This is a genomic window from Patescibacteria group bacterium, assembly GCA_035288465.1.
Lineage (GTDB): Bacteria > Patescibacteriota > UBA1384 > DATEAH01 > DATEAH01 > DATEAH01.
Genome location: DATEAH010000007.1, coordinates 38116 through 55362, shown reverse-complemented (window position 1 = coordinate 55362; position 17247 = coordinate 38116). Strand labels below are relative to the sequence as shown.

Genomic DNA, 17247 nt, shown 5'->3' with positions numbered 1-17247 from the left:
TTGACAAAATTAAAATTTGTGGTAAAATTAAGATAGAACTTTAAAAATTCGGATTTAAGATCAGAAAAATGACAGTAAATCAGACCATGAAAGTTAAACAACCTTTCCATGATTCTGCCACGATAGGAATTTCGAATAAGTTTTCTTTTTGTCAGACTTTTTCTTTCCGAAAAAGAAAATGGTCTGAGGTCGGTAGCGTATCAGTCTACCAACGCCATAAGGGGGTGACAAGCCTCGACAAAAGACTGCGAAAAATGTCGCAAGTTTGGTTTCTAGCCCAATCAAAACTAGAAAAAAACAAGCAACAAACCTGCTTTACAAATGGCAGTAGCCTAACCGCTATTGTCATCCCCGCCTTTGACGGGGCGCCTCTTGCAGCTTTCCGAAAGTTGCAAATCTGGTGTCATAATTTCGGATGCAGTTTGGTAATCATCTTTTTTACCGAACCTAAGCTAATAAAAGATTGCGGTTTTCAGTTTTTAGTCCAGATTTAAGCTGATTACCTAAGTACTTATCTGGAATAAACTTGTAGAAGATATTTTTTAAAACTTTTGGACCCGGATGCAACTTCCGGCACCTCCATTTATCCCGTGTGCTTTGATTATGCGGGACCAGAAATTTTTATAATTAAAAAAATCTCTCAAAAAAGGAGGTTTTTTTAATATCGGGCTGGTCCCGCCCTGGCGGGACGGCCTCCCCGCCGTTGGCGGGACGCGCTGAATAATAATCGGAGCGGTGAGATTCGAACTCACGATCTCAGCCTCCCGAAGGCTGCGCCTTACCGCTAGGCCACGCTCCGAAAAAAATATTGCGCCCCCGAGAAGAGTCGAACTTCTATTTAGGGCTTAGGAGTCCCTTGTTCTATCCGTTGAACTACGGGGGCATAGGTATCGGCGGGCAGGTATCTAATTGCCCGACTCCGATTTGGTCGGAGTCAAGGACTCGGGCCCCGCCTTTGCGGGGCCAGAAGCTTAGAGGGCAATTCTAATCCTATTTTACTCTTTTAGGCTGGAATTTTCAATCTTATTGGGATAAAATTGGGGTATTGAAAATTTAATTTATCAGAGGATAAAATGATTGGTGTTTTTGATTCGGGTTTGGGCGGTTTAATTGTTTTAAAAGAAATTTTAAAAAAGAGCCCAAATGAATCAACCGTTTATTTTGGCGATTTAGCCCATCTTCCATATGGAAATAAATCTCCAGAAACTGTTATTAAACACGCTCTTGAGGGGGTTAATTTTTTAAAACAACAAGGGGCAAAAATTATCATCATTGCCTGCAATACTGCTTCGGCATATGCCATGTCAACTCTATATAAAAAATTTCCAAAAATAACTTTTTTTGATGTTATCTCTCCTGCAGTTCAAAAAGCCCTGGCTAACACTAAAAATCAGCAAATTGGTGTCATCGCCACCCGCGCCACCATACAAAGTTCTGCCTACGAAAAAGCGATTCTTCAAAAATCCAAATCTGAATTAAAAATCAAGGTCTACAGCCAAGCTTGCCCTTTACTCGTTCCTTTAATTGAAGAAGGCTGGGAAAAACAACCCGAAACAAACCTAATTCTCAAAAAATATTTAAAACCTTTGAGCCAAAAAAAGATTGATACTTTAATTTTAGGCTGTACTCATTTTCCAAAACTCAAAAATCAAATTAAAAAAATTATCAAGCATCAAGCCAATATAATCGATTCTGCTCAAACTGTTAGCTCAAAACTTCAACAATATTTATCCAAAAATAAAATTAAAAATAATTCGAGACCAAAACACACCTTTTTTGTTTCCGACCTTAGCCTAGGTATCGAAAAAATGGCGAAACACTTTTTATCCCGAAATCGAATTAAATTTCAAAAAATCGTCTTTACCAATTAAATAAAAAGTAGTAAGATAAAATCAAAGTAAGGATAACGAAGGAGTGTCATGGAGAAAAAAACGATCGAAATTTCAACCAGTACTTTGTTAAAAATTTTATTTATTATCTTTTTGATTTGGTTGGCTTGGCGTATATCTGGAATTATTATTCTATTAGCTGTCGTGCTGATCATTTTTGCCGCTTTAAATCCAACCGTAGACTGGTTTGAAGCCAAAAAAATTCCCCGGATTCTTTCGGCAATAATTATTTATATTATCGGTCTGGCGATCTTAGCTGGAATTTCATATTTAATCATTCCGCCCTTAGTCTTGCAGATTCAAGATTTAATCGATAATGCCCCAAATATTATTAGCCAGGTTTCTTCTTCTTATCATTTTTTACAAAACTTTTTCTCACAGCAATCTTCAATTATAACAATTTTGCAAAAACCCCTCTCAACTGCTTCTGACCAATTGGCAAAATTCTCAATAAATATCTTTTCCACGGCACGCGGCTTTTTTACGGCAATTGGTGCAATCGTGACAATTTTAGTCTTAGTTTTTTACCTTTTGATTGAAAAGAATGGTTTGAAAAATATCGTTGAACCATTTTTACCGATCCACCAAAAAACTGCAATTTTCACAATTCTTCATAAAGTTCGAGAAAAATGGGGCGCTTGGATGAGAGGCCAAATTATTTTATGCATTATTATTGCGGTAATTGATTTTATCGCCTTGTTTATTCTGGGAGTTCCGTATGCTTTAGCCCTGGCGGTCTGGGCTGGATTAACGGAAATAATTCCATATTTGGGACCAGTTTTGGGCGCCATTCCTGCCTTAATTGTCGCTTATTTTGTTTCACCCTGGCTAGCCTTGATAGTTTTAATCATCTTCGTGATTGTCCAACAACTCGAAGGACATATTTTGGTACCTAAAATCATGCAAAAAGCAGTCGGTTTGTCACCAGTTATTATTATTGTGGCACTTTTAATCGGTGGCGTCTTAGCTGGCATTTTAGGAGTAATTTTGGCCGTACCAATCATGGCTGGAATGTATGTTCTTATTTCAGAGTGGCAAAATTTAGTTAAAAAAAGCGATGAATAAAAAATTTAAATCAGGCGTTTTTGCGATTAATAAAAAAGCCCGGCTAAAATATCAGGTTTTAGAAACCATTGAAGCTGGGTTAATTTTAAATGGCGCTGAAACCAAATCGATTAAAAATCATCAGGTTAATTTGGGTGATGCCTTTGCCCAAATTTTAGGCGGTGAAATTTGGTTAATTGGGACACACGTTTCGCCATATAAATATTCTAAAATCAGTTTTGATCCTAAAAGATCTCGAAAATTATTGTTAAATAAAGCTGAGATTGTACAAATTGCGGGCAAATTACAAAAAGGGCTCACTTTAGTGCCCTTAAAATTATATTCGAAAAAGAATCGTATTAAACTCGAACTCGGTCTCGCCAGAGGCTTAAAAACTTATCATAAAAAACAAATTCTTAAAGAAAGAGATCTCGCTAAAAACGCCCGAAGAGAACTCCGCGACTTTAACTAATTTTCGATTTTAGGGTTTGCGATGGTTTAAAATGAGCTGTCACCGAAGGCGGAATTTGGATTTTTTCCTTGGGATTTCTCGGATTCGTCCCAACTCGAGCTTGTCTTTTAGATAGAGAAAAAGTTCCGAAACCGGAAAGACTCACCTTCTCCCCTTTTGCCAAAGTCTGCGCTAAGGTATGAGAAAATTCATTTAATAATTTCAAAACCTCGCCACGATTCAGATTCGAGGCTTTGGCAATTTCTGACACCAGTTCTTTTTTATTCATTTTCCCTCTTTTATAATTTATTTTGCAAAATCAACCGCTCTCGTTTCTCTAATCACATTTACTTTAATTTGGCCTGGATATTTTAATTCTTTTTCAATTTTTCGAGCGATATTTTTCGCCAATTTGGCCGAGGCTAAATCATCAATATCTTCAGGTTTCACAATCACACGAATCTCACGACCAGCCTGAATTGCATAAGATTTATCAACTCCCTCAAAATCATTGGCGACATTTTCCAAATCACCCAATCTTTTAATATAAGAGTCCAAAGATTCCTTACGCGCCCCTGGCCTGGAACCGGAAATCGCATCTGCGGCTTGAATAATAATTGCCATTAAAGTTGGCTCAATGTCTTCGTGATGGCCTCGAACTGCTTTTTCAATATCAGGATTGATACCATATTTTTTCAATATATCAGCCCCAATTACCGCATGCGAACCTTCAATTTGGTGGTCAACGGCTTTACCAATATCATGCAATAAGCCCGCTTTTTTTGCCATATTCACATCTGCACCAAGTTCAGAAGCAATCATGGCCGCTAAATTTGCGGTTTCCATCGAATGCATCAACACATTTTGGCCGTATGAGGTGCGGAATTTTAATCTGCCTAAAATTTTAACTAAATCCGGATGCAAACCAGCCACGCCAACATCATAAACTGCTTGCTCACCGGCTTCTTTGATTTGCTGAGAAATTTCCACTTTGGCTTTTTCAATCATTTCTTCAATACGAGTCGGGTGAATTCGGCCATCGGCAATTAATTTTTCCAAAGCCATGCGAGCAATTTGCCGTCTCACCGGATCAAAACATGATATCACCACTACTTCCGGAGTGTCATCGATGATGACGTCGACGCCGGCTAATTTTTCAAAAGTCTGGACATTGCGGCCTTCGCGACCAATAATGCGGCCTTTCATTTCGTCAGAAGGAATTGATACTGCCGCTACGGTTGTTTCTGCGGTTTGTTCCGAGGCTAATCTTTGAATCGCGGTAATAATAATTTCCCTGGCTTTGTCTTCGGCTTGGTCTTTGGTGAAAAGCTCCATTTCTTTGATTTTTTCTACCAATTCATCTTTATACTCTTTTTCCACCAAGTCTAACAAAATTTTTTTTGCTTCATCTTGAGAAACTTTCGCAATCTTTTCCAAAGTGGTCATTTGCTCAGCCTTGGCTTTTTTTAAAACTTCTTTAAATTTTTCCACTTCTAAAATTTTTTCTGATAATTTAGCCTTATCATCCTCTAAGTTTTGGGATTTTCTTTCCAATAAATCTTCTTTGGAACGTAAAGCTCTTTCCAAATCAAAAATGTATTTCTGCTTCGTGTCAGCTTCTTTTTTTGCCTCTTCTTTAATTTTGAGAGCCTCGTCTTTGGCGCTTAACAAAATTTCTTTTTCTTGATTTTTTGCGTCGTTAATAATTTTAGAAGCTTTGTTTTCTTGAGTCTTGAAAATTTTCTGGACCGTTAGTTTTCTTAAAAAATATCCGGCCACGCCAGTAGCAATCGGCAGGCCGATCAATAACCCTAAGATCAAATTGTTCATTGTATTTTCCTCTCATGTTCGCAATTCAATTCCCCATTTTTATGGGATCAAAATTTAAATAAAAAATTACTATAATCTGCTTAAATTATAACAAGAAAGAACCACTTTTGTCAAACCAATTTTTTGATATTGACTTGACAAATTTTTAGGATTTGGTACAATATTATAGCTTAGCTCTTAAGCTGCGACAGTTCGGAGAACTGTAAGAGCTTAGACGCTTCAAGACTCACGGCGAGGAAGGAGCGTCACTACGGAACCAAAAAGAGAGGAAAGGGTTATCACTTTCGCAGCTTCAGTTGGGTATCACTCTCCTCTCTCCAACAGTCATGAAGGCATGAAGTTCTCCGGATGGTGTGCAAGACCTGGCGTAGAACCAAATGCCTTCGCCAGTTTCGTGGGGAATAAGGAACCCAAATAGCGGTTGCAATCCTGGTCTGGAAATCTTGGCGCACCTTTCCCCCTTCAGCTTGAGAGGGTTGGAAATGGGACAGCCTCAGGTGGTTCCCCGTCTGCAGTCCAATCACACTACCCCACGGTTATCCCAGCCGCTAACCCTCTCAGAATCTGACCGGCAGCGTCGAATAGCGAGGCCTGAGACGCCAAGACTCGGGGATAGAAAACCCGGACGCTGCTGGTCAGTCTTCAACCCCAACCGGTTCTGAGAATTTCTCAAACTCAGGACCTAATGTTGGGTTCACATAGAAAACTGCGAGGCAGGAAGAAGAAAGACAGGCTGGTGCCAACTTAGTTCCCCCAAACTGGGGAAACACCAACCAACTCTTCCTTCCTGCCTCGTAGCCCCATCTTTCCAAAATAAATCTCCCACCTCAAGATATAATCTAATTTAGAGTCAAATAGACTTTCGCGCCAGACTCGATTTTATCAGGAGTACCCGCCCAATTATGGGCGGCTTTTTCAATTGTGGAGAACAAATATTTATAACTTTCGCCCTTACGCGTCCCGGGGTCATTGGTAATAAAATATTTTGAATTATAACCCTTAATCACCAACATATGATAGACCGGACCAGGCTGCCGAAAATTCGGATTTCCGAGAAGCCTGCCCGCCATCGGGATAACCACGGGTTTGCCAGCTGATAATTCCCTTTTAATATTATCAATCGAAAAATCACGATGAACATGAGCATTTTTATAACCCAAATTACCAATTGCTAAATATCTGACGGTTTCTTCGGCGGTTAAATCTTTATGTGAACCCAATTTATTAATTTCCCAATTAACCATCTTGATAATTTGTTGGTCAGCAAAATTCACTTCTAATTTACGATTATGATTACCTGATAAATATTCAGCCACCATGATTACCGACGCCTCTTCGCAAGCTTCATTATGCAAATCATCCCAAACCACCAAAGGTGCTTGGGAAGTAAAAGGCACTGACAATAAAACCGAATCTTTAATCGCAGTTTGAGTATTAGATTGGGTATTAGTAGTTTTGGTCTGATTTTTACTATCTAATTTTTTTTCTTCTCGCGGCGACAACAAATTAGTTAAACCGTCATTTTCTTGTTGCACCGGCGAAACCGCATTTTTAGGTCGATTTGCCACTAAAAAATAAACCGCCCCGACAATGACGATTATCATCAAAATTACTTGAGTTTGTCTATTTTTCAATTTAAATTGTGGCATAAATTTATTTATGGTTTTTGATCTCGCTCTGCATCGTCACAAAAGAAACAAAGCCAATTGGCATAATTAACCAAAAAGACATTAAGCGAAATAGCAAAACTCCAAACAAAGCTATATTAGCAGAAACGCCCAAACCAATCAAGCCCAAACTTAAAACACCCTCTACCACCCCCAAACCTCCCGGGATAAACGAAATTAATCCCAAGAGTGTGGCAATGCCATATGCGGAAATCAGCACGCCAGGATGAACCACAAAGCCAAATGCCAATAAACTAAAAAATAAACAAGACATATCACCCAGCCAATAGATTGCTGACCAACTTAAAGCCGGTAACCACTCTTTGCGTTTATTCCTAAAAAATGTCCCAAATCCATTATAAATATCGGAAACCAAAATCTCACAAGTCTCGGGCGTAAAAACTCTTTTTTTGAAAAGCTTGCGGCTAAACCAATTAATTATCCCTAAAAACTTATAGCCTGCTGACCAAAAACGATCGCGATTGCGATATAAATATCTCACCCAAAACGTCACGATAATAATAACAATAAATAAAGCTATAAAAATAATTTTTTGCGTTAAGCTCAGCAAAGGATGCGACGGTGTTAACAATAAACCCAAAGCAAAAATTATAAAAAAGGCGATATATAAAAATATCCCACGAATGATAAAAACAAAAAGTGCGTCACCCGAGGAAACACTTTTTGAGCGCAATAAATAATAATTAATGGTTGCTTCTCCAGCCCCGGAAATTGGAAAAAAGTGAATCGCAAAAGCGCCAATTGTGCCCATGCGGATTAAATCAATAAACGGCAGGCGGGTTTTGAGTTTTCTAATCACCAAACCCATTAGCATCGCTGCACCAGTATAGCTAACCACTTCGCCCAAAATGCCCAAGACAATATAAATCGGCTTTACCTGCTGGACTAATCTAAGACCTTCTTTGAGCCCGACTAATTTAGGGATTAATAAATAGATGCCAAGGGCGACTAAAATAATGATAATTAGTCGAGTGTAACTAAATTTAAATAATTGCTTATCTGAATTTGTCAATTTTCCCTCATTTTTATTGTATGCGTTTTTTGAAAAATTGGCAATTAAAAAAGGTCTACGCCGAAATGAGATAGCGAAGGCCGGAATAAGATCCCTCAAAATAATTGGTTTGATTAGGTTTCAAATTAAACTTTTGAAACACCCAGCTTTTTTGGGCGGGTGGATATCATCTCTTCGAGTAGCTCTGTTTGCTCTTTGAGCCACTTATTCGCGGCTCTTTTACCAACTAACACCTCTAAGATTTTGGCTGTCTTTGCGAGAGATTGCAGGAGATATGAATCTGCTTCGCGGCAAAGAATTCCCTTACCATCAAATTTTACAATGTCTTTGGCTTCGATTTTACTTAATACTTTACGATAAAGAGCCATTATGAATTCTGTATGGGTACCAGCTGGAACTTTGAAAATAAAAGCATCGGGTTCACATCCAGGAACAGCGATAACAGCACCCGTTTCCTTTCCTGGATGGGTTCGATCAGCTTCCCAAACGAGCCGCATGCCAAACCCTGAAAGGTCGATCCCCCATTCCTGAAGTTTAGAATCAACATCTACCATGTTCAACCCATATACTTCGGCAAATACCTCTCTCACCGAGCGTTGAAGTATTGCTGGTTCTTGGCCGTAATGAACCTGCTGATAAAGTTGGGTGAAAACACCGGTCGAGAACCCACCCATCTCGCGCCTCCTTAGCAGATGACCAGACCGGACCATTCCGGAGATTATACTATATATATCATATGCGGCAAACAAAGTAAACGGCTTTCAAATTAAAAAAGCCCGCCAGCTAACGGGACAAATTACGAATTGTGGATTCTGTAATGTAATTCTGAGTTATAAATTATGAATTGGAATTCTATTTTGGCACCGCCAACCGGATTCGAAGGGCTAAAGCCCGTCTCAACGCAAAACAACTCAACTAACGACTGAACGGAAAGTATAATATTTCACTTTGATTTTTGTTTAATTTTTTCGCCAACAGGTTCTCACCCAGTGTGGCAATAAGATAAAATTGTAATCAAGGAGATTACAGTTTTATCTTGGCACCGCCAACCGGATTCGAACCGGTGATCTCCAGGATGAAAACCTGGTATCCTAGGCCTCTAGACGATGGCGGCAAAAATTTATTTATTACTCTGATTATATCAAATAGAAGCTGATTTGTCCATTTTAAACAAAAAGGGCTACAAGCCGTTGGCAAAGATCGACCAGTAGCCGAAAGTAATAAATAATTATTTTATCTGAATATCAATTACTTCTGCTGAAAAAGCACCCAAGGCTTTAATTAGTTTTCCCCTAAACTCTTCAAGAGAAATATCTTCGCCTGTTTCGCTCTCTAGAGCAGATCTAATTGCATCTTGATATTCAGAAGCTAAAAGAGTTGCCGCTTCAAATTCGACGCCAAGAGAATGCAAAAATCTTCCGATAAATATCCCCTGCAGTCTGGTGAGAAATTCTTCACAACGGTCATCATCTAACAAACTTTCCAACTCATCATTAGCAATTTCCATCCCATCAATAATCGTTGACGTTTCGTGCAATCCAGAAGTTAGTGCTTCGCGAAAAACTGTAAATCCACCCAGAGCATCAATTATTTGTCTCTTTCGTTCAATTAGGGCTACTTTATCTGCGGCTTCAGTGGTTTCAGTATCTTCAGAGTCTTTTTTGCTTTCCTGATCTTGCTGCCACGCTTCAATTAGATTACAGACTCCATCCTCATCCGCCTCAAAAAATCCCGTAAATGCCACAATCCAATCATGCCCAAGGGTCTCAAAAAGTGCCTTCCAATCATCTTTACTTTCCGGAGTATTTCCGCTCAGACTTTCGCTGCTAACACCAGCATCTTTCAAGCAAACTTTTAAACTTTCAATAATTTCATCTAGATAATCTTCGCGGATATCGCCCTTCAAAACTACTGATGCTTCTTCTCTGAAATAATCATCATCTTTTAACAAATCCTTAACAAACGCACCTAATCCCTCAATGCACTCTGAACAAATCGCAACACTTACAGGTTTAATACAAGTTAAGCTCTCCTTGCTTTGGCTGACCACAACATTAAAATTTACTGAAAAAACCGGTCTACCAACCATGCCGCAACGATCGCACTTAACGTCCCTCACTGCCTGAACCTGCATCGCTATCTGCCTCCTTTGGGGTTTCAAAAAAGGAGTCTGCTTCTCCTGTTTATATTTTAACAATTTTTCTAAAATTGTCAAGAAATTTGATTGCTAATTGTTTCCGCCAGAGGCGGACCAGACCCTGGTTGGAACTGTTTACTGTTCATTGACTCTATATCGTAATCTGGTCTTTGATTTTATCAAAAGTTTTTTGGCCAATCCCTTTAATTTCCATTATTTCTTCAATAATCTTAAAGCCACCATGCGCCTGCCGATATTCAATAATTCTGGCCGCATAAGCTGGTCCAATTCCAGATAAAGTATCTAATTGCTCGGCAGTAGCTGAATTTAAGTTAATTTTTCCCGCAGTTTGGATCGTGTTAGATTCAGTCGCACTACCGCTAGTATTATTTGTCGCCGCACCTGCCACTTCTCCGGCAAATGGCAAATAAATTTTTTGGCCATCACTTAACACTTCGGCTCGATTAAATTCCTGAGCAAACCTGATTTTATCAATATTTTCGGTCACGCCGCCAGCTTGAGCGACTAAATCCTCTAAAATCGCTTCGGATTTTAAAACATAAACGCCGGGCTTTTTAATGGCGCCCTCAATATCAACTCTAATTTCGCTACTATTTTTTGTAATCGATGATTTCGGACTATTTTTCTTTTGCCAAAGCAAAATCACCACTCCGACTAAAATTACCAAGACCAAAAAACCGACAATGTAAAGTTTGTATTTTTCAATAAAATCAATCATAATCTCATCGCTAAAAATCAATTTTCAAATTCCAATTTACATTCAATTTTCAATAACATAACTCTCAAACATTTGGTAACTGGGGTTTAGAATTTGATTGGTTATTAATTATTGGTTATTTCAATCTCTATTCTTGTTCTTATTATATTCTTTTATTTTGTTTTCTAAAAGCGGTAAATTTTCGAGTCCAATTTTAAGAGTTTTTTCCGCTGCCTCGCGGGTTAATTTGACCATTTTCAAGTCAGTTAATTTCGCCATTTTCAAATCCACCAAGCCATGCTGCCGAATACCATCAATTTCGCCCGGTCCGCGCAGTTTCAGATCTTTTTCTGCTAATTTAAAACCGTCGTTAATTCTAGTTAAAGCTGATAAGCGTTGCCAAATTTTCGTAGTGGGACTTTCGCAAAATATAAAACAATACGATTTATGTTCCGCACGACCCACCCGACCTCGAAATTGGTGTAATTGTGCCAAGCCAAACCTTTCTGCCCCCTCAATCATCATCACCGAGGCATTTGGTACGTCAACGCCAACTTCAACTACCGAAGTCGAAACTAAAATATTGTATTTATTTTTTAAAAAATTAGCCATAATTTTTTCTTTTTCTTTAGGTTTCATTTTGCCATGCAATTGACCAATTTTGAATTTGGGAAAAATTTGAGTTTTTAGTTTGCAATATTCAGTTTCCACCGATTTTACGCCCAGCCGATCTGATTCTTCAATTAATGGACAAATCACAAAAATCTGCCGACCAGCTCTAATTTGCTTGGCGATAAACTCATAAGCTTTGCGCCGTTTTTCGGCCGGTACCAAATAAGTGGCAATTTTTAAACGACCCTTGGGCATTTCGTCAATAATTGATAAATCCAAATCGCCATAAAGCGCCAAAGTTAAACTGCGAGGAATTGGTGTGGCTGACATTGATAATAAATGCGGACAACCTTTCGCTTTTTGATGTAATTTAGTGCGCTGCTCGACCCCGAAACGATGCTGTTCATCAATAATCGCTAAACCCAATTTTTCAAAAGACATCTTCTCCACAATCAAAGCATGCGTGCCAACCACAATCGGAATCTGACCGTTTTTAATTTTTTCAATGATCTTTGGACGAGCCGCATTTTTTATCCCCGCGGCTTCGGCTTTCGAGCTAGTCAATAGGGCAATTTTTAACCGAAAAGGCGCTAAAACTTTTTTTAAAGTATGGAAGTGTTGCTGGGCTAAAATTTCCGTCGGTGCCATCATCATTGATTGTAAACCAGATTTTGCTACTGCCAACATCGCAATTGCCGCCACGACAGTTTTACCAGAACCAACATCACCCTCCAAAAGCCGATTCATCGGATATTTTCTAGATAAATCCTGCAAAATTTCCCAAGCCGCTTTTCTCTGGCTATTAGTCAATTTGAAAGGCAATTTTTTGACTAATTTCTTAACTGCTTCAAGATCAATTTGAATTTTTGAGGCGGTCATTTTTTGCCATTTCTGGCGTAATCTCAACATTTTCAATTGCAATAAGTATAATTCATCAAAAGCGATTCGATTCTTAGCAATTTCTAGTTTCTCGAAAGAATCTGGAAAATGAACTTGTTTTAAAGCCTGGGGTAAATCCTGTAAATCATATTCTTTTTTAATTTGCTTAGGCAGATAATCTGGAATTTTATCAGTTAATTTTAGAAGCGAAGCAATAATTCTTCTCAGCCATCGAGAATTTAAACCCGCCGTTTCCGGATAAATGGGTACAATTCGACCCGAATGCAAACCACCCTTGGTGTATTTTTCAATCGTTGGATTTTGAAAAGCTAAACCTGCGTAGCCATAATCAACACGGCCAGCAATTAATACCTGACTACCCCTTTTAAACATTTTAGTTAAGTATGGTTGGTGAAACCAGACAACTTTTATTGAACCAGTCGCGTCCTGAATAATCGCTTGGGTGATAAACATTTTTTTACGAAAGGTGCGGTTACTTTTAATTTCGAGAATTTTTCCCTTTACACAATGCGTGCCAGGTTTAATTTGTCCAATTTTTGAAATTTTTGAAAAATCCTCAAACCGGTAGGGGTAATGATGTAATAAATCGGAAATCGTCAAAATTCCCAATTTTTCGAGCTTTTGGGCAATTTTGGGTCCAATCCCGGCAATTTTTTGAATCGGGGTCTTTGATGTTAACATCATTTATCTTTAATTTTTTATTTTTTATTTTTTATTTTCAATTATTCCACCCCCAAGAACCGCCTCGTTTTGATAAAAAACCACGGATTGTCCAGGCGTAATTGCCCGTTGCGGTTTATCAAAAGTGGCTTGAATTTTTGAATTTTGAAATTTAATTTTCACCTTTTCTTTGGGGTGGCCATAACGAATTCGAGCTTCGACATTATTGATTGCTGGTTGTTGATTGTTGATTGATTTTATCCAATTAATTTCGTTCGCAATTAAGTCTTTTGAATACAAATCTGCTTCATGCCCGACTATCACTTCATTTTTCGCCAAATCAATTCTCGCTACATAATATGGTTTTTGTTCAGGATTATCAGCCGGAATTTCCAAATGATGTCTTTGCCCAATTGTATAAAATAACGCTCCAAAATGTTCACCAATTATTTTACCATTTAAATCGACAATTTTACCTTTTTTTGGCTTCAAATATTTTTGTAAAAAATCCCACAAACTCGAATTTACAAAACAAATTTCTTGGCTTTCTCGACTTAAAGCACTCGGCAAACCCCATTTTTTAGCCAACTTTCTCACCTCGGGCTTAGTGAAATTGCCAATTGGAAATAAAATTTTTTGAAGCTGTTCAGGTTTAAGGGTCCATAAAAAATATGATTGATCTTTCGTCTTGTCTCGAGCCTCAGTCAAAATTAATTTAGCTCGGGAATATTTTTCCAAAGCAGACTTTAAAACTGGCTTTGTTTGCTCGGAATTACTAAAATTCAAACCTGCACTCTCATTAAATATCTTTTTCCCGCTGCCAGATTTATTAGTAAGCGGAAAAATTTGTGCATAATGACCAGTCGCAATAAATTCTGCCCCAAATTCACGTGCTTTTTGCAATAATAAACCAAACTTAATTTTCTGATTACATTTCACGCAGGGATTTGGCGTGTGGCCTTTTTTGTATTCCGAGATAAAATAATCTGCAACTTCTTTTTTAAATTGCTCTCGAAAATCCAAAACATAAAAAGGGATTTCTATTTTTTGAGCCACCTGACGCGCCATAAAAGATGCTTCAGTAGAACAACATCGGTTCGTAAAATGATCGTTATTTTCAGGCTGCCAAAACTTTAAAAAAATCCCAATCGGTTTAAAACCCATTTTTTTAAGCAATGCCGCCGCGACCGAAGAATCTACGCCTCCAGACATTGCGACCAATACTTTTTGATTCATCTTTAAGAATTTTCTGACAATTCTCTAATTTTTACCTTTAATCCACCCTCAACGATCCCCAGAATGTTATTATCGGGACGACAATGCACCGCCAAACTCCTTATCGCCGCCGCTTTTTCTTCTAACCGCGTCGCTTCCTTTTCTAAATCACTTAAACTCTTGCCCTCTAGATTAAAATCCGGAGCTACTTCTGCGAGCCGTTGGACCGCTCCTTCAATCGCCGTGCCGGCAATAACAATTTCTCGTTCTGTTTGTAACTCATTGGTTTCAGGAGAAATTTCGTTCATTTTAACTCCTTTATGACTAATCTTACCATAAAATTGCTTCAAATTCAATCCTAATTTGACAAGCCCAACTCTAAGGATATAATAAATATAGAATTACATGTTAAATTTGATCAAGATTTTCTTGACTAATTTTAATTTAAAGGAGGGAAATGGAAAGTTCTCAACCACAACCACAGCCACAATCCGCACCCACGCCCACGCCTTCAACCGAACCCAAAAAAGGAACTAAAGTGGTGCTGATTATTGTCTTAGTGCTCGTTTTTTTACTACTTTTGGGTGGCGGTTTAGGCTATTATGCTTATAGCAAAGCCAAAAAAGCCATCAAAACTGCTGTCACCAGCACCCCGACTTCAACTTCCAGCGACACTGGCAGTTCGAGTTCAACTGAAACCATGCCCACCACTGATGTTGCCGGCACTGATATAGTTGGTGTTGTCAGGTATCCTGGTTCAATTCGTACCCGATATTCGACTACTCAAGACAATAATTTTTATCAGATAAGCTACAAAGTTCGCGCGACTTCAACTAAAATCATAAATTATTATCGCACAAATTTAGTTAGTGCTGGTTGGAAATTATTAGATTCGGATGAAGAAAGCCTTTCCTTCTCAAAAAACTCAGCCAGCCTGACTGTCACCACCAGCACCGTAGATGAGAACATTGTTGAATATCAATTTGCTTATTATCCTTCATATTATTAAGATATGAGTCCTAAAATTATTCCGAAATAGTGATTGCGCCTGTCGGACATGCGGCCGCAACCTCTTTAAGGTTACACTTACCATCAGGATTAATAACTGATGATTTGCCATCATCGCCGACTTTAAAAACCTTAGGACATGATGTCTGACACGCCCCGCAACCAATACACTTTTCTTTATCAACGCTCACCTTTGCCATTCTTCGCTCCTTTTAGTCGCTTGCCTAAAACTTTAACTTTTTTCATTCCTATGTTATAATAACATTTAGGAGATAATATGCCAAACGGAAAAAAACCAAATCCTTATGGCTGCATGTTTTTTATAGGAAATCTTATTTTATGCCTAAAATATATTTGGACTATGCGGCGACCGCGCCAGTTCGTCCTCAAATAAAAAGCAAAATTTTGCCATATTTTTCAGAAAAATTTGGCAACCCATCTTCGATCCATAAATTTGGCCGGGAAGCTCGAAAAGCAGTTGATGAGAATAGAAAAACGATCGCAGATTTTTTAAATTGCCAGGCAGATGAAGTAATTTTTACTTCTGGTGGCACTGAAGCTGATAATTTAGCCGTTCGTGGTCTGGTCACAAATTCAAAATTTATTCCTCATATTATTACTACCCAAATTGAACATCATGCGGTTTTAAATTGTTACCGTGAATTAGAAAAGGCGAAACGAGCTAAAGTAACATATCTTAGAGTCAATCCACAGGGTCAAGTCAATCTTGAATCTATCAAAAGAGTTATCCAAAAAAATACGCTTTTAGTCTCGATTATGTACGCTAATAATGAAACTGGGAGTTTGCAGCCGATTCGCGAAATTGGAAAAATGCTTGAAAAAATGAATAAAAGCCGTGCCAAAAATGGACATCGAATCTATTTTCATACTGATGCCGTCCAAGCGGCAGGTTATGAAAACTGCAATACCAAATGGCTACATGTCGATTTGCTGACATTATCTGGACATAAATTAGGAGCAACTAAAGGAATTGGGGCTTTATTTGTTAAAAAAAATACCCCAATTAAAGCGCAGAGTTTAGGTGGCGAACATGAATTTGGTTTAAGGGCAGGTACGGAAAACGTCCCAGCAATTGTCGGTTTTGGTAAAGCCATTAAAATGGCAAATAATTCTTTGGAAACGAAAAAAATTAAAAAATTACGCGACTATTTGCAGAAAAAAATTATCGATCTAATTCCTGATGTCCAACTTAATGGCGATATTAAAAAGCGTGTCCCGCACATCCTAAATTTAAATTTTAAATATGTTGAAGGCGAATCAATCATTTTGAATTTAGACTTTAAGGGCATTGCCGCTTCAACCGGTTCTGCTTGTACCTCAGGTTCCCTCGAACCATCTCATGTAATTATGGCGATGTACCAGGACCCGTTTCGGGCTCATGGCTCGATCAGATTTAGTTTAGGCTGGAAAACTACCCAACAGGAAATTGATTATGTCATCAAAGTTTTACCAAAAATAATTAAAAAGTTACGTCAAATCTCCCCTTTTGGACCAAATAAAAAAGTAAATGCTCATTAAATTAGGAGCAAAAATAGATCATTTATATAGCAAAAAAGTTTTAGAAAACTTTATGCACCCACAAAATATTGGCGCCATGAAAAACCCCTCTGGAGAAGCGGTCGTTGGCAATCCCAGATGCGGTGACGTGGCAAAATATTATATTAAGGTTAAAACCAAAAAAATTAAAGGTAAAGATACTGAATATGTTGCCGATGTTAAAGTAGAAACTTTAGGCTGTGGCGCCGCGATTGCCACCTCTTCCATGGCCACACAAATGATTATGGGCAAACCACTTCGCGAAGCGATAAAATTAACTAATCAAGCAATCGCTGATGCCTTACAAGGATTACCACCAGTTAAAATGCATTGCTCGGTTTTGGCTGCCGAAGGTATTAAAAAAGCGATTGAAAATTACCAACATAATAAAAAGAAAAATTAACCTAATTATTCTAATTGACCTAATAAATACCTAATGCCTGAAATTAAATTTTAGCCATTTCGTCATTTAATCATTGGGGGCTGATTAGGCATTAGAGCCGAAGGCTCCCCTTTGGGGAAATTA

General features: G+C 38.3%; 17 protein-coding genes, 3 tRNA genes and 1 other RNA gene. 7 read left to right on the top strand and 14 right to left on the bottom strand.

What is annotated here, in order from left to right; all coding sequences use genetic code 11:
* Positions 1 to 220: 220 nt before the first annotated feature.
* Positions 221 to 585, top strand: a transfer-messenger RNA (tmRNA) gene (gene ssrA / locus VJJ80_02575).
* 142 nt (positions 586 to 727) lie between these two features.
* Here ssrA and VJJ80_02570 read toward each other — a convergent pair.
* Together VJJ80_02570 and VJJ80_02565 are read right to left on the bottom strand one after the other, a co-directional pair.
* Positions 728 to 799, bottom strand: a tRNA-Pro gene (locus VJJ80_02570).
* Positions 800 to 811: 12 nt separating this feature from the next.
* A tRNA-Arg gene (locus VJJ80_02565) sits at positions 812 to 883 on the bottom strand.
* Positions 884 to 1073: 190 nt separating this feature from the next.
* Here VJJ80_02565 and murI point away from each other — a divergent pair.
* The 3 genes from murI to smpB are packed head-to-tail and all read left to right on the top strand — an operon-like array spanning position 1074 to position 3405.
* Positions 1074 to 1871 (top strand): glutamate racemase, encoded by a 798-nt coding sequence (murI, locus tag VJJ80_02560; protein ID HLC38984.1) that lies wholly within the window; start codon positions 1074 to 1076, stop codon positions 1869 to 1871.
* A 48-nt stretch (positions 1872 to 1919) separates the two neighbouring features.
* Complete coding sequence (locus VJJ80_02555) at positions 1920 to 2954, top strand: AI-2E family transporter (protein HLC38983.1); 1035 nt, start codon at positions 1920 to 1922, stop codon at positions 2952 to 2954.
* Positions 2947 to 3405, top strand: a complete 459-nt coding sequence (gene smpB, locus VJJ80_02550) for an SsrA-binding protein SmpB (protein HLC38982.1) — start codon at positions 2947 to 2949, stop codon at positions 3403 to 3405. Before VJJ80_02555 ends, smpB begins: the two co-directional genes overlap by 8 nt.
* On the opposite strand, the gene VJJ80_02545 is transcribed toward smpB, so the two are convergent.
* The 11 genes from VJJ80_02545 to VJJ80_02495 all read right to left on the bottom strand — a co-directional run bounded on the left by VJJ80_02545 (position 3398) and on the right by VJJ80_02495 (position 14464).
* The gene (locus VJJ80_02545; GenBank protein ID HLC38981.1) at positions 3398 to 3673 is read right to left on the bottom strand and encodes an HU family DNA-binding protein; all 276 of its coding nucleotides are present in this window, start codon (positions 3671 to 3673) and stop codon (positions 3398 to 3400) included. The genes smpB and VJJ80_02545 overlap by 8 nt on opposite strands.
* Before the next feature lie 17 nt (positions 3674 to 3690).
* On the bottom strand, positions 3691 to 5214 hold the full coding sequence (rny, locus tag VJJ80_02540) for a ribonuclease Y (protein ID HLC38980.1): 1524 nt from the start codon (positions 5212 to 5214) through the stop codon (positions 3691 to 3693).
* 839 nt (positions 5215 to 6053) lie between these two features.
* Positions 6054 to 6863: a C39 family peptidase gene (locus VJJ80_02535; GenBank protein ID HLC38979.1), complete on the bottom strand. Its 810-nt coding sequence runs from the start codon at positions 6861 to 6863 to the stop codon at positions 6054 to 6056.
* 4 nt (positions 6864 to 6867) lie between these two features.
* Positions 6868 to 7914 carry a lysylphosphatidylglycerol synthase transmembrane domain-containing protein gene (locus VJJ80_02530; GenBank protein ID HLC38978.1) on the bottom strand — a complete coding sequence of 349 codons (1047 nt, stop codon included), beginning with the start codon at positions 7912 to 7914 and terminating at the stop codon, positions 6868 to 6870.
* A gap of 125 nt (positions 7915 to 8039) precedes the next feature.
* Positions 8040 to 8588: a hypothetical protein gene (locus VJJ80_02525; protein HLC38977.1), complete on the bottom strand. Its 549-nt coding sequence runs from the start codon at positions 8586 to 8588 to the stop codon at positions 8040 to 8042.
* Between the two features lie 363 nt (positions 8589 to 8951).
* Positions 8952 to 9028, bottom strand: a tRNA-Glu gene (locus tag VJJ80_02520).
* 114 nt (positions 9029 to 9142) lie between these two features.
* On the bottom strand, positions 9143 to 10048 hold the full coding sequence (locus VJJ80_02515; protein ID HLC38976.1) for a hypothetical protein: 906 nt from the start codon (positions 10046 to 10048) through the stop codon (positions 9143 to 9145).
* A gap of 154 nt (positions 10049 to 10202) precedes the next feature.
* Positions 10203 to 10790: a helix-hairpin-helix domain-containing protein gene (locus VJJ80_02510; protein HLC38975.1), complete on the bottom strand. Its 588-nt coding sequence runs from the start codon at positions 10788 to 10790 to the stop codon at positions 10203 to 10205.
* Positions 10791 to 10910: 120 nt separating this feature from the next.
* Positions 10911 to 12962 carry an ATP-dependent DNA helicase RecG gene (gene recG, locus VJJ80_02505; GenBank protein ID HLC38974.1) on the bottom strand — a complete coding sequence of 684 codons (2052 nt, stop codon included), beginning with the start codon at positions 12960 to 12962 and terminating at the stop codon, positions 10911 to 10913.
* 24 nt (positions 12963 to 12986) lie between these two features.
* Positions 12987 to 14177, bottom strand: coding sequence for a tRNA 2-thiouridine(34) synthase MnmA (mnmA, locus tag VJJ80_02500; protein HLC38973.1), 1191 nt, complete (start codon positions 14175 to 14177; stop codon positions 12987 to 12989).
* A 2-nt stretch (positions 14178 to 14179) separates the two neighbouring features.
* Positions 14180 to 14464 carry a hypothetical protein gene (locus tag VJJ80_02495; protein HLC38972.1) on the bottom strand — a complete coding sequence of 95 codons (285 nt, stop codon included), beginning with the start codon at positions 14462 to 14464 and terminating at the stop codon, positions 14180 to 14182.
* A gap of 149 nt (positions 14465 to 14613) precedes the next feature.
* On the opposite strand from VJJ80_02495, the gene VJJ80_02490 reads away from it, so the two are divergent.
* Entirely contained in the window at positions 14614 to 15165 is a 552-nt protein-coding gene (locus VJJ80_02490) for a hypothetical protein (protein ID HLC38971.1), read from the top strand.
* Between the two features lie 16 nt (positions 15166 to 15181).
* Here the strand turns inward: VJJ80_02490 and VJJ80_02485 are convergent, their stop codons facing one another.
* The gene (locus VJJ80_02485; GenBank protein HLC38970.1) at positions 15182 to 15364 is read right to left on the bottom strand and encodes a ferredoxin; all 183 of its coding nucleotides are present in this window, start codon (positions 15362 to 15364) and stop codon (positions 15182 to 15184) included.
* Positions 15365 to 15503: 139 nt separating this feature from the next.
* Between VJJ80_02485 and VJJ80_02480 the strand changes: the two genes are divergently transcribed.
* A complete protein-coding gene (locus tag VJJ80_02480; GenBank protein ID HLC38969.1) occupies positions 15504 to 16703 on the top strand; it encodes a cysteine desulfurase family protein in 1200 nt (399 codons plus the stop codon).
* The gene (locus tag VJJ80_02475; protein HLC38968.1) at positions 16693 to 17124 is read left to right on the top strand and encodes an iron-sulfur cluster assembly scaffold protein; all 432 of its coding nucleotides are present in this window, start codon (positions 16693 to 16695) and stop codon (positions 17122 to 17124) included. Before VJJ80_02480 ends, VJJ80_02475 begins: the two co-directional genes overlap by 11 nt.
* Positions 17125 to 17247: the final 123 nt, after the last annotated feature.

Excerpts from the sequence above, each read along its gene's own strand:
- VJJ80_02525 (HLC38977.1), bottom strand. The coding sequence starts at position 8,588 with ATGGGTGGGTTCTCGACCGGTGTTTTCACCCAACTTTATCAGCAGGTT.
- VJJ80_02535 (HLC38979.1), bottom strand. The coding sequence starts at position 6,863 with ATGCCACAATTTAAATTGAAAAATAGACAAACTCAAGTAATTTTGATG.
- recG (HLC38974.1), bottom strand. The coding sequence starts at position 12,962 with ATGTTAACATCAAAGACCCCGATTCAAAAAATTGCCGGGATTGGACCC.
- VJJ80_02490 (HLC38971.1), top strand. The coding sequence starts at position 14,614 with ATGGAAAGTTCTCAACCACAACCACAGCCACAATCCGCACCCACGCCC.
- VJJ80_02515 (HLC38976.1), bottom strand. The coding sequence starts at position 10,048 with ATGCAGGTTCAGGCAGTGAGGGACGTTAAGTGCGATCGTTGCGGCATG.
- rny (HLC38980.1), bottom strand. The coding sequence starts at position 5,214 with ATGAACAATTTGATCTTAGGGTTATTGATCGGCCTGCCGATTGCTACT.
- murI (HLC38984.1), top strand. The coding sequence starts at position 1,074 with ATGATTGGTGTTTTTGATTCGGGTTTGGGCGGTTTAATTGTTTTAAAA.
- VJJ80_02495 (HLC38972.1), bottom strand. The coding sequence starts at position 14,464 with ATGAACGAAATTTCTCCTGAAACCAATGAGTTACAAACAGAACGAGAA.
- mnmA (HLC38973.1), bottom strand. The coding sequence starts at position 14,177 with ATGAATCAAAAAGTATTGGTCGCAATGTCTGGAGGCGTAGATTCTTCG.
- VJJ80_02545 (HLC38981.1), bottom strand. The coding sequence starts at position 3,673 with ATGAATAAAAAAGAACTGGTGTCAGAAATTGCCAAAGCCTCGAATCTG.
- VJJ80_02475 (HLC38968.1), top strand. The coding sequence starts at position 16,693 with ATGCTCATTAAATTAGGAGCAAAAATAGATCATTTATATAGCAAAAAA.
- VJJ80_02555 (HLC38983.1), top strand. The coding sequence starts at position 1,920 with ATGGAGAAAAAAACGATCGAAATTTCAACCAGTACTTTGTTAAAAATT.
- VJJ80_02510 (HLC38975.1), bottom strand. The coding sequence starts at position 10,790 with ATGATTGATTTTATTGAAAAATACAAACTTTACATTGTCGGTTTTTTG.
- smpB (HLC38982.1), top strand. The coding sequence starts at position 2,947 with ATGAATAAAAAATTTAAATCAGGCGTTTTTGCGATTAATAAAAAAGCC.
- VJJ80_02480 (HLC38969.1), top strand. The coding sequence starts at position 15,504 with ATGCCTAAAATATATTTGGACTATGCGGCGACCGCGCCAGTTCGTCCT.
- VJJ80_02485 (HLC38970.1), bottom strand. The coding sequence starts at position 15,364 with ATGGCAAAGGTGAGCGTTGATAAAGAAAAGTGTATTGGTTGCGGGGCG.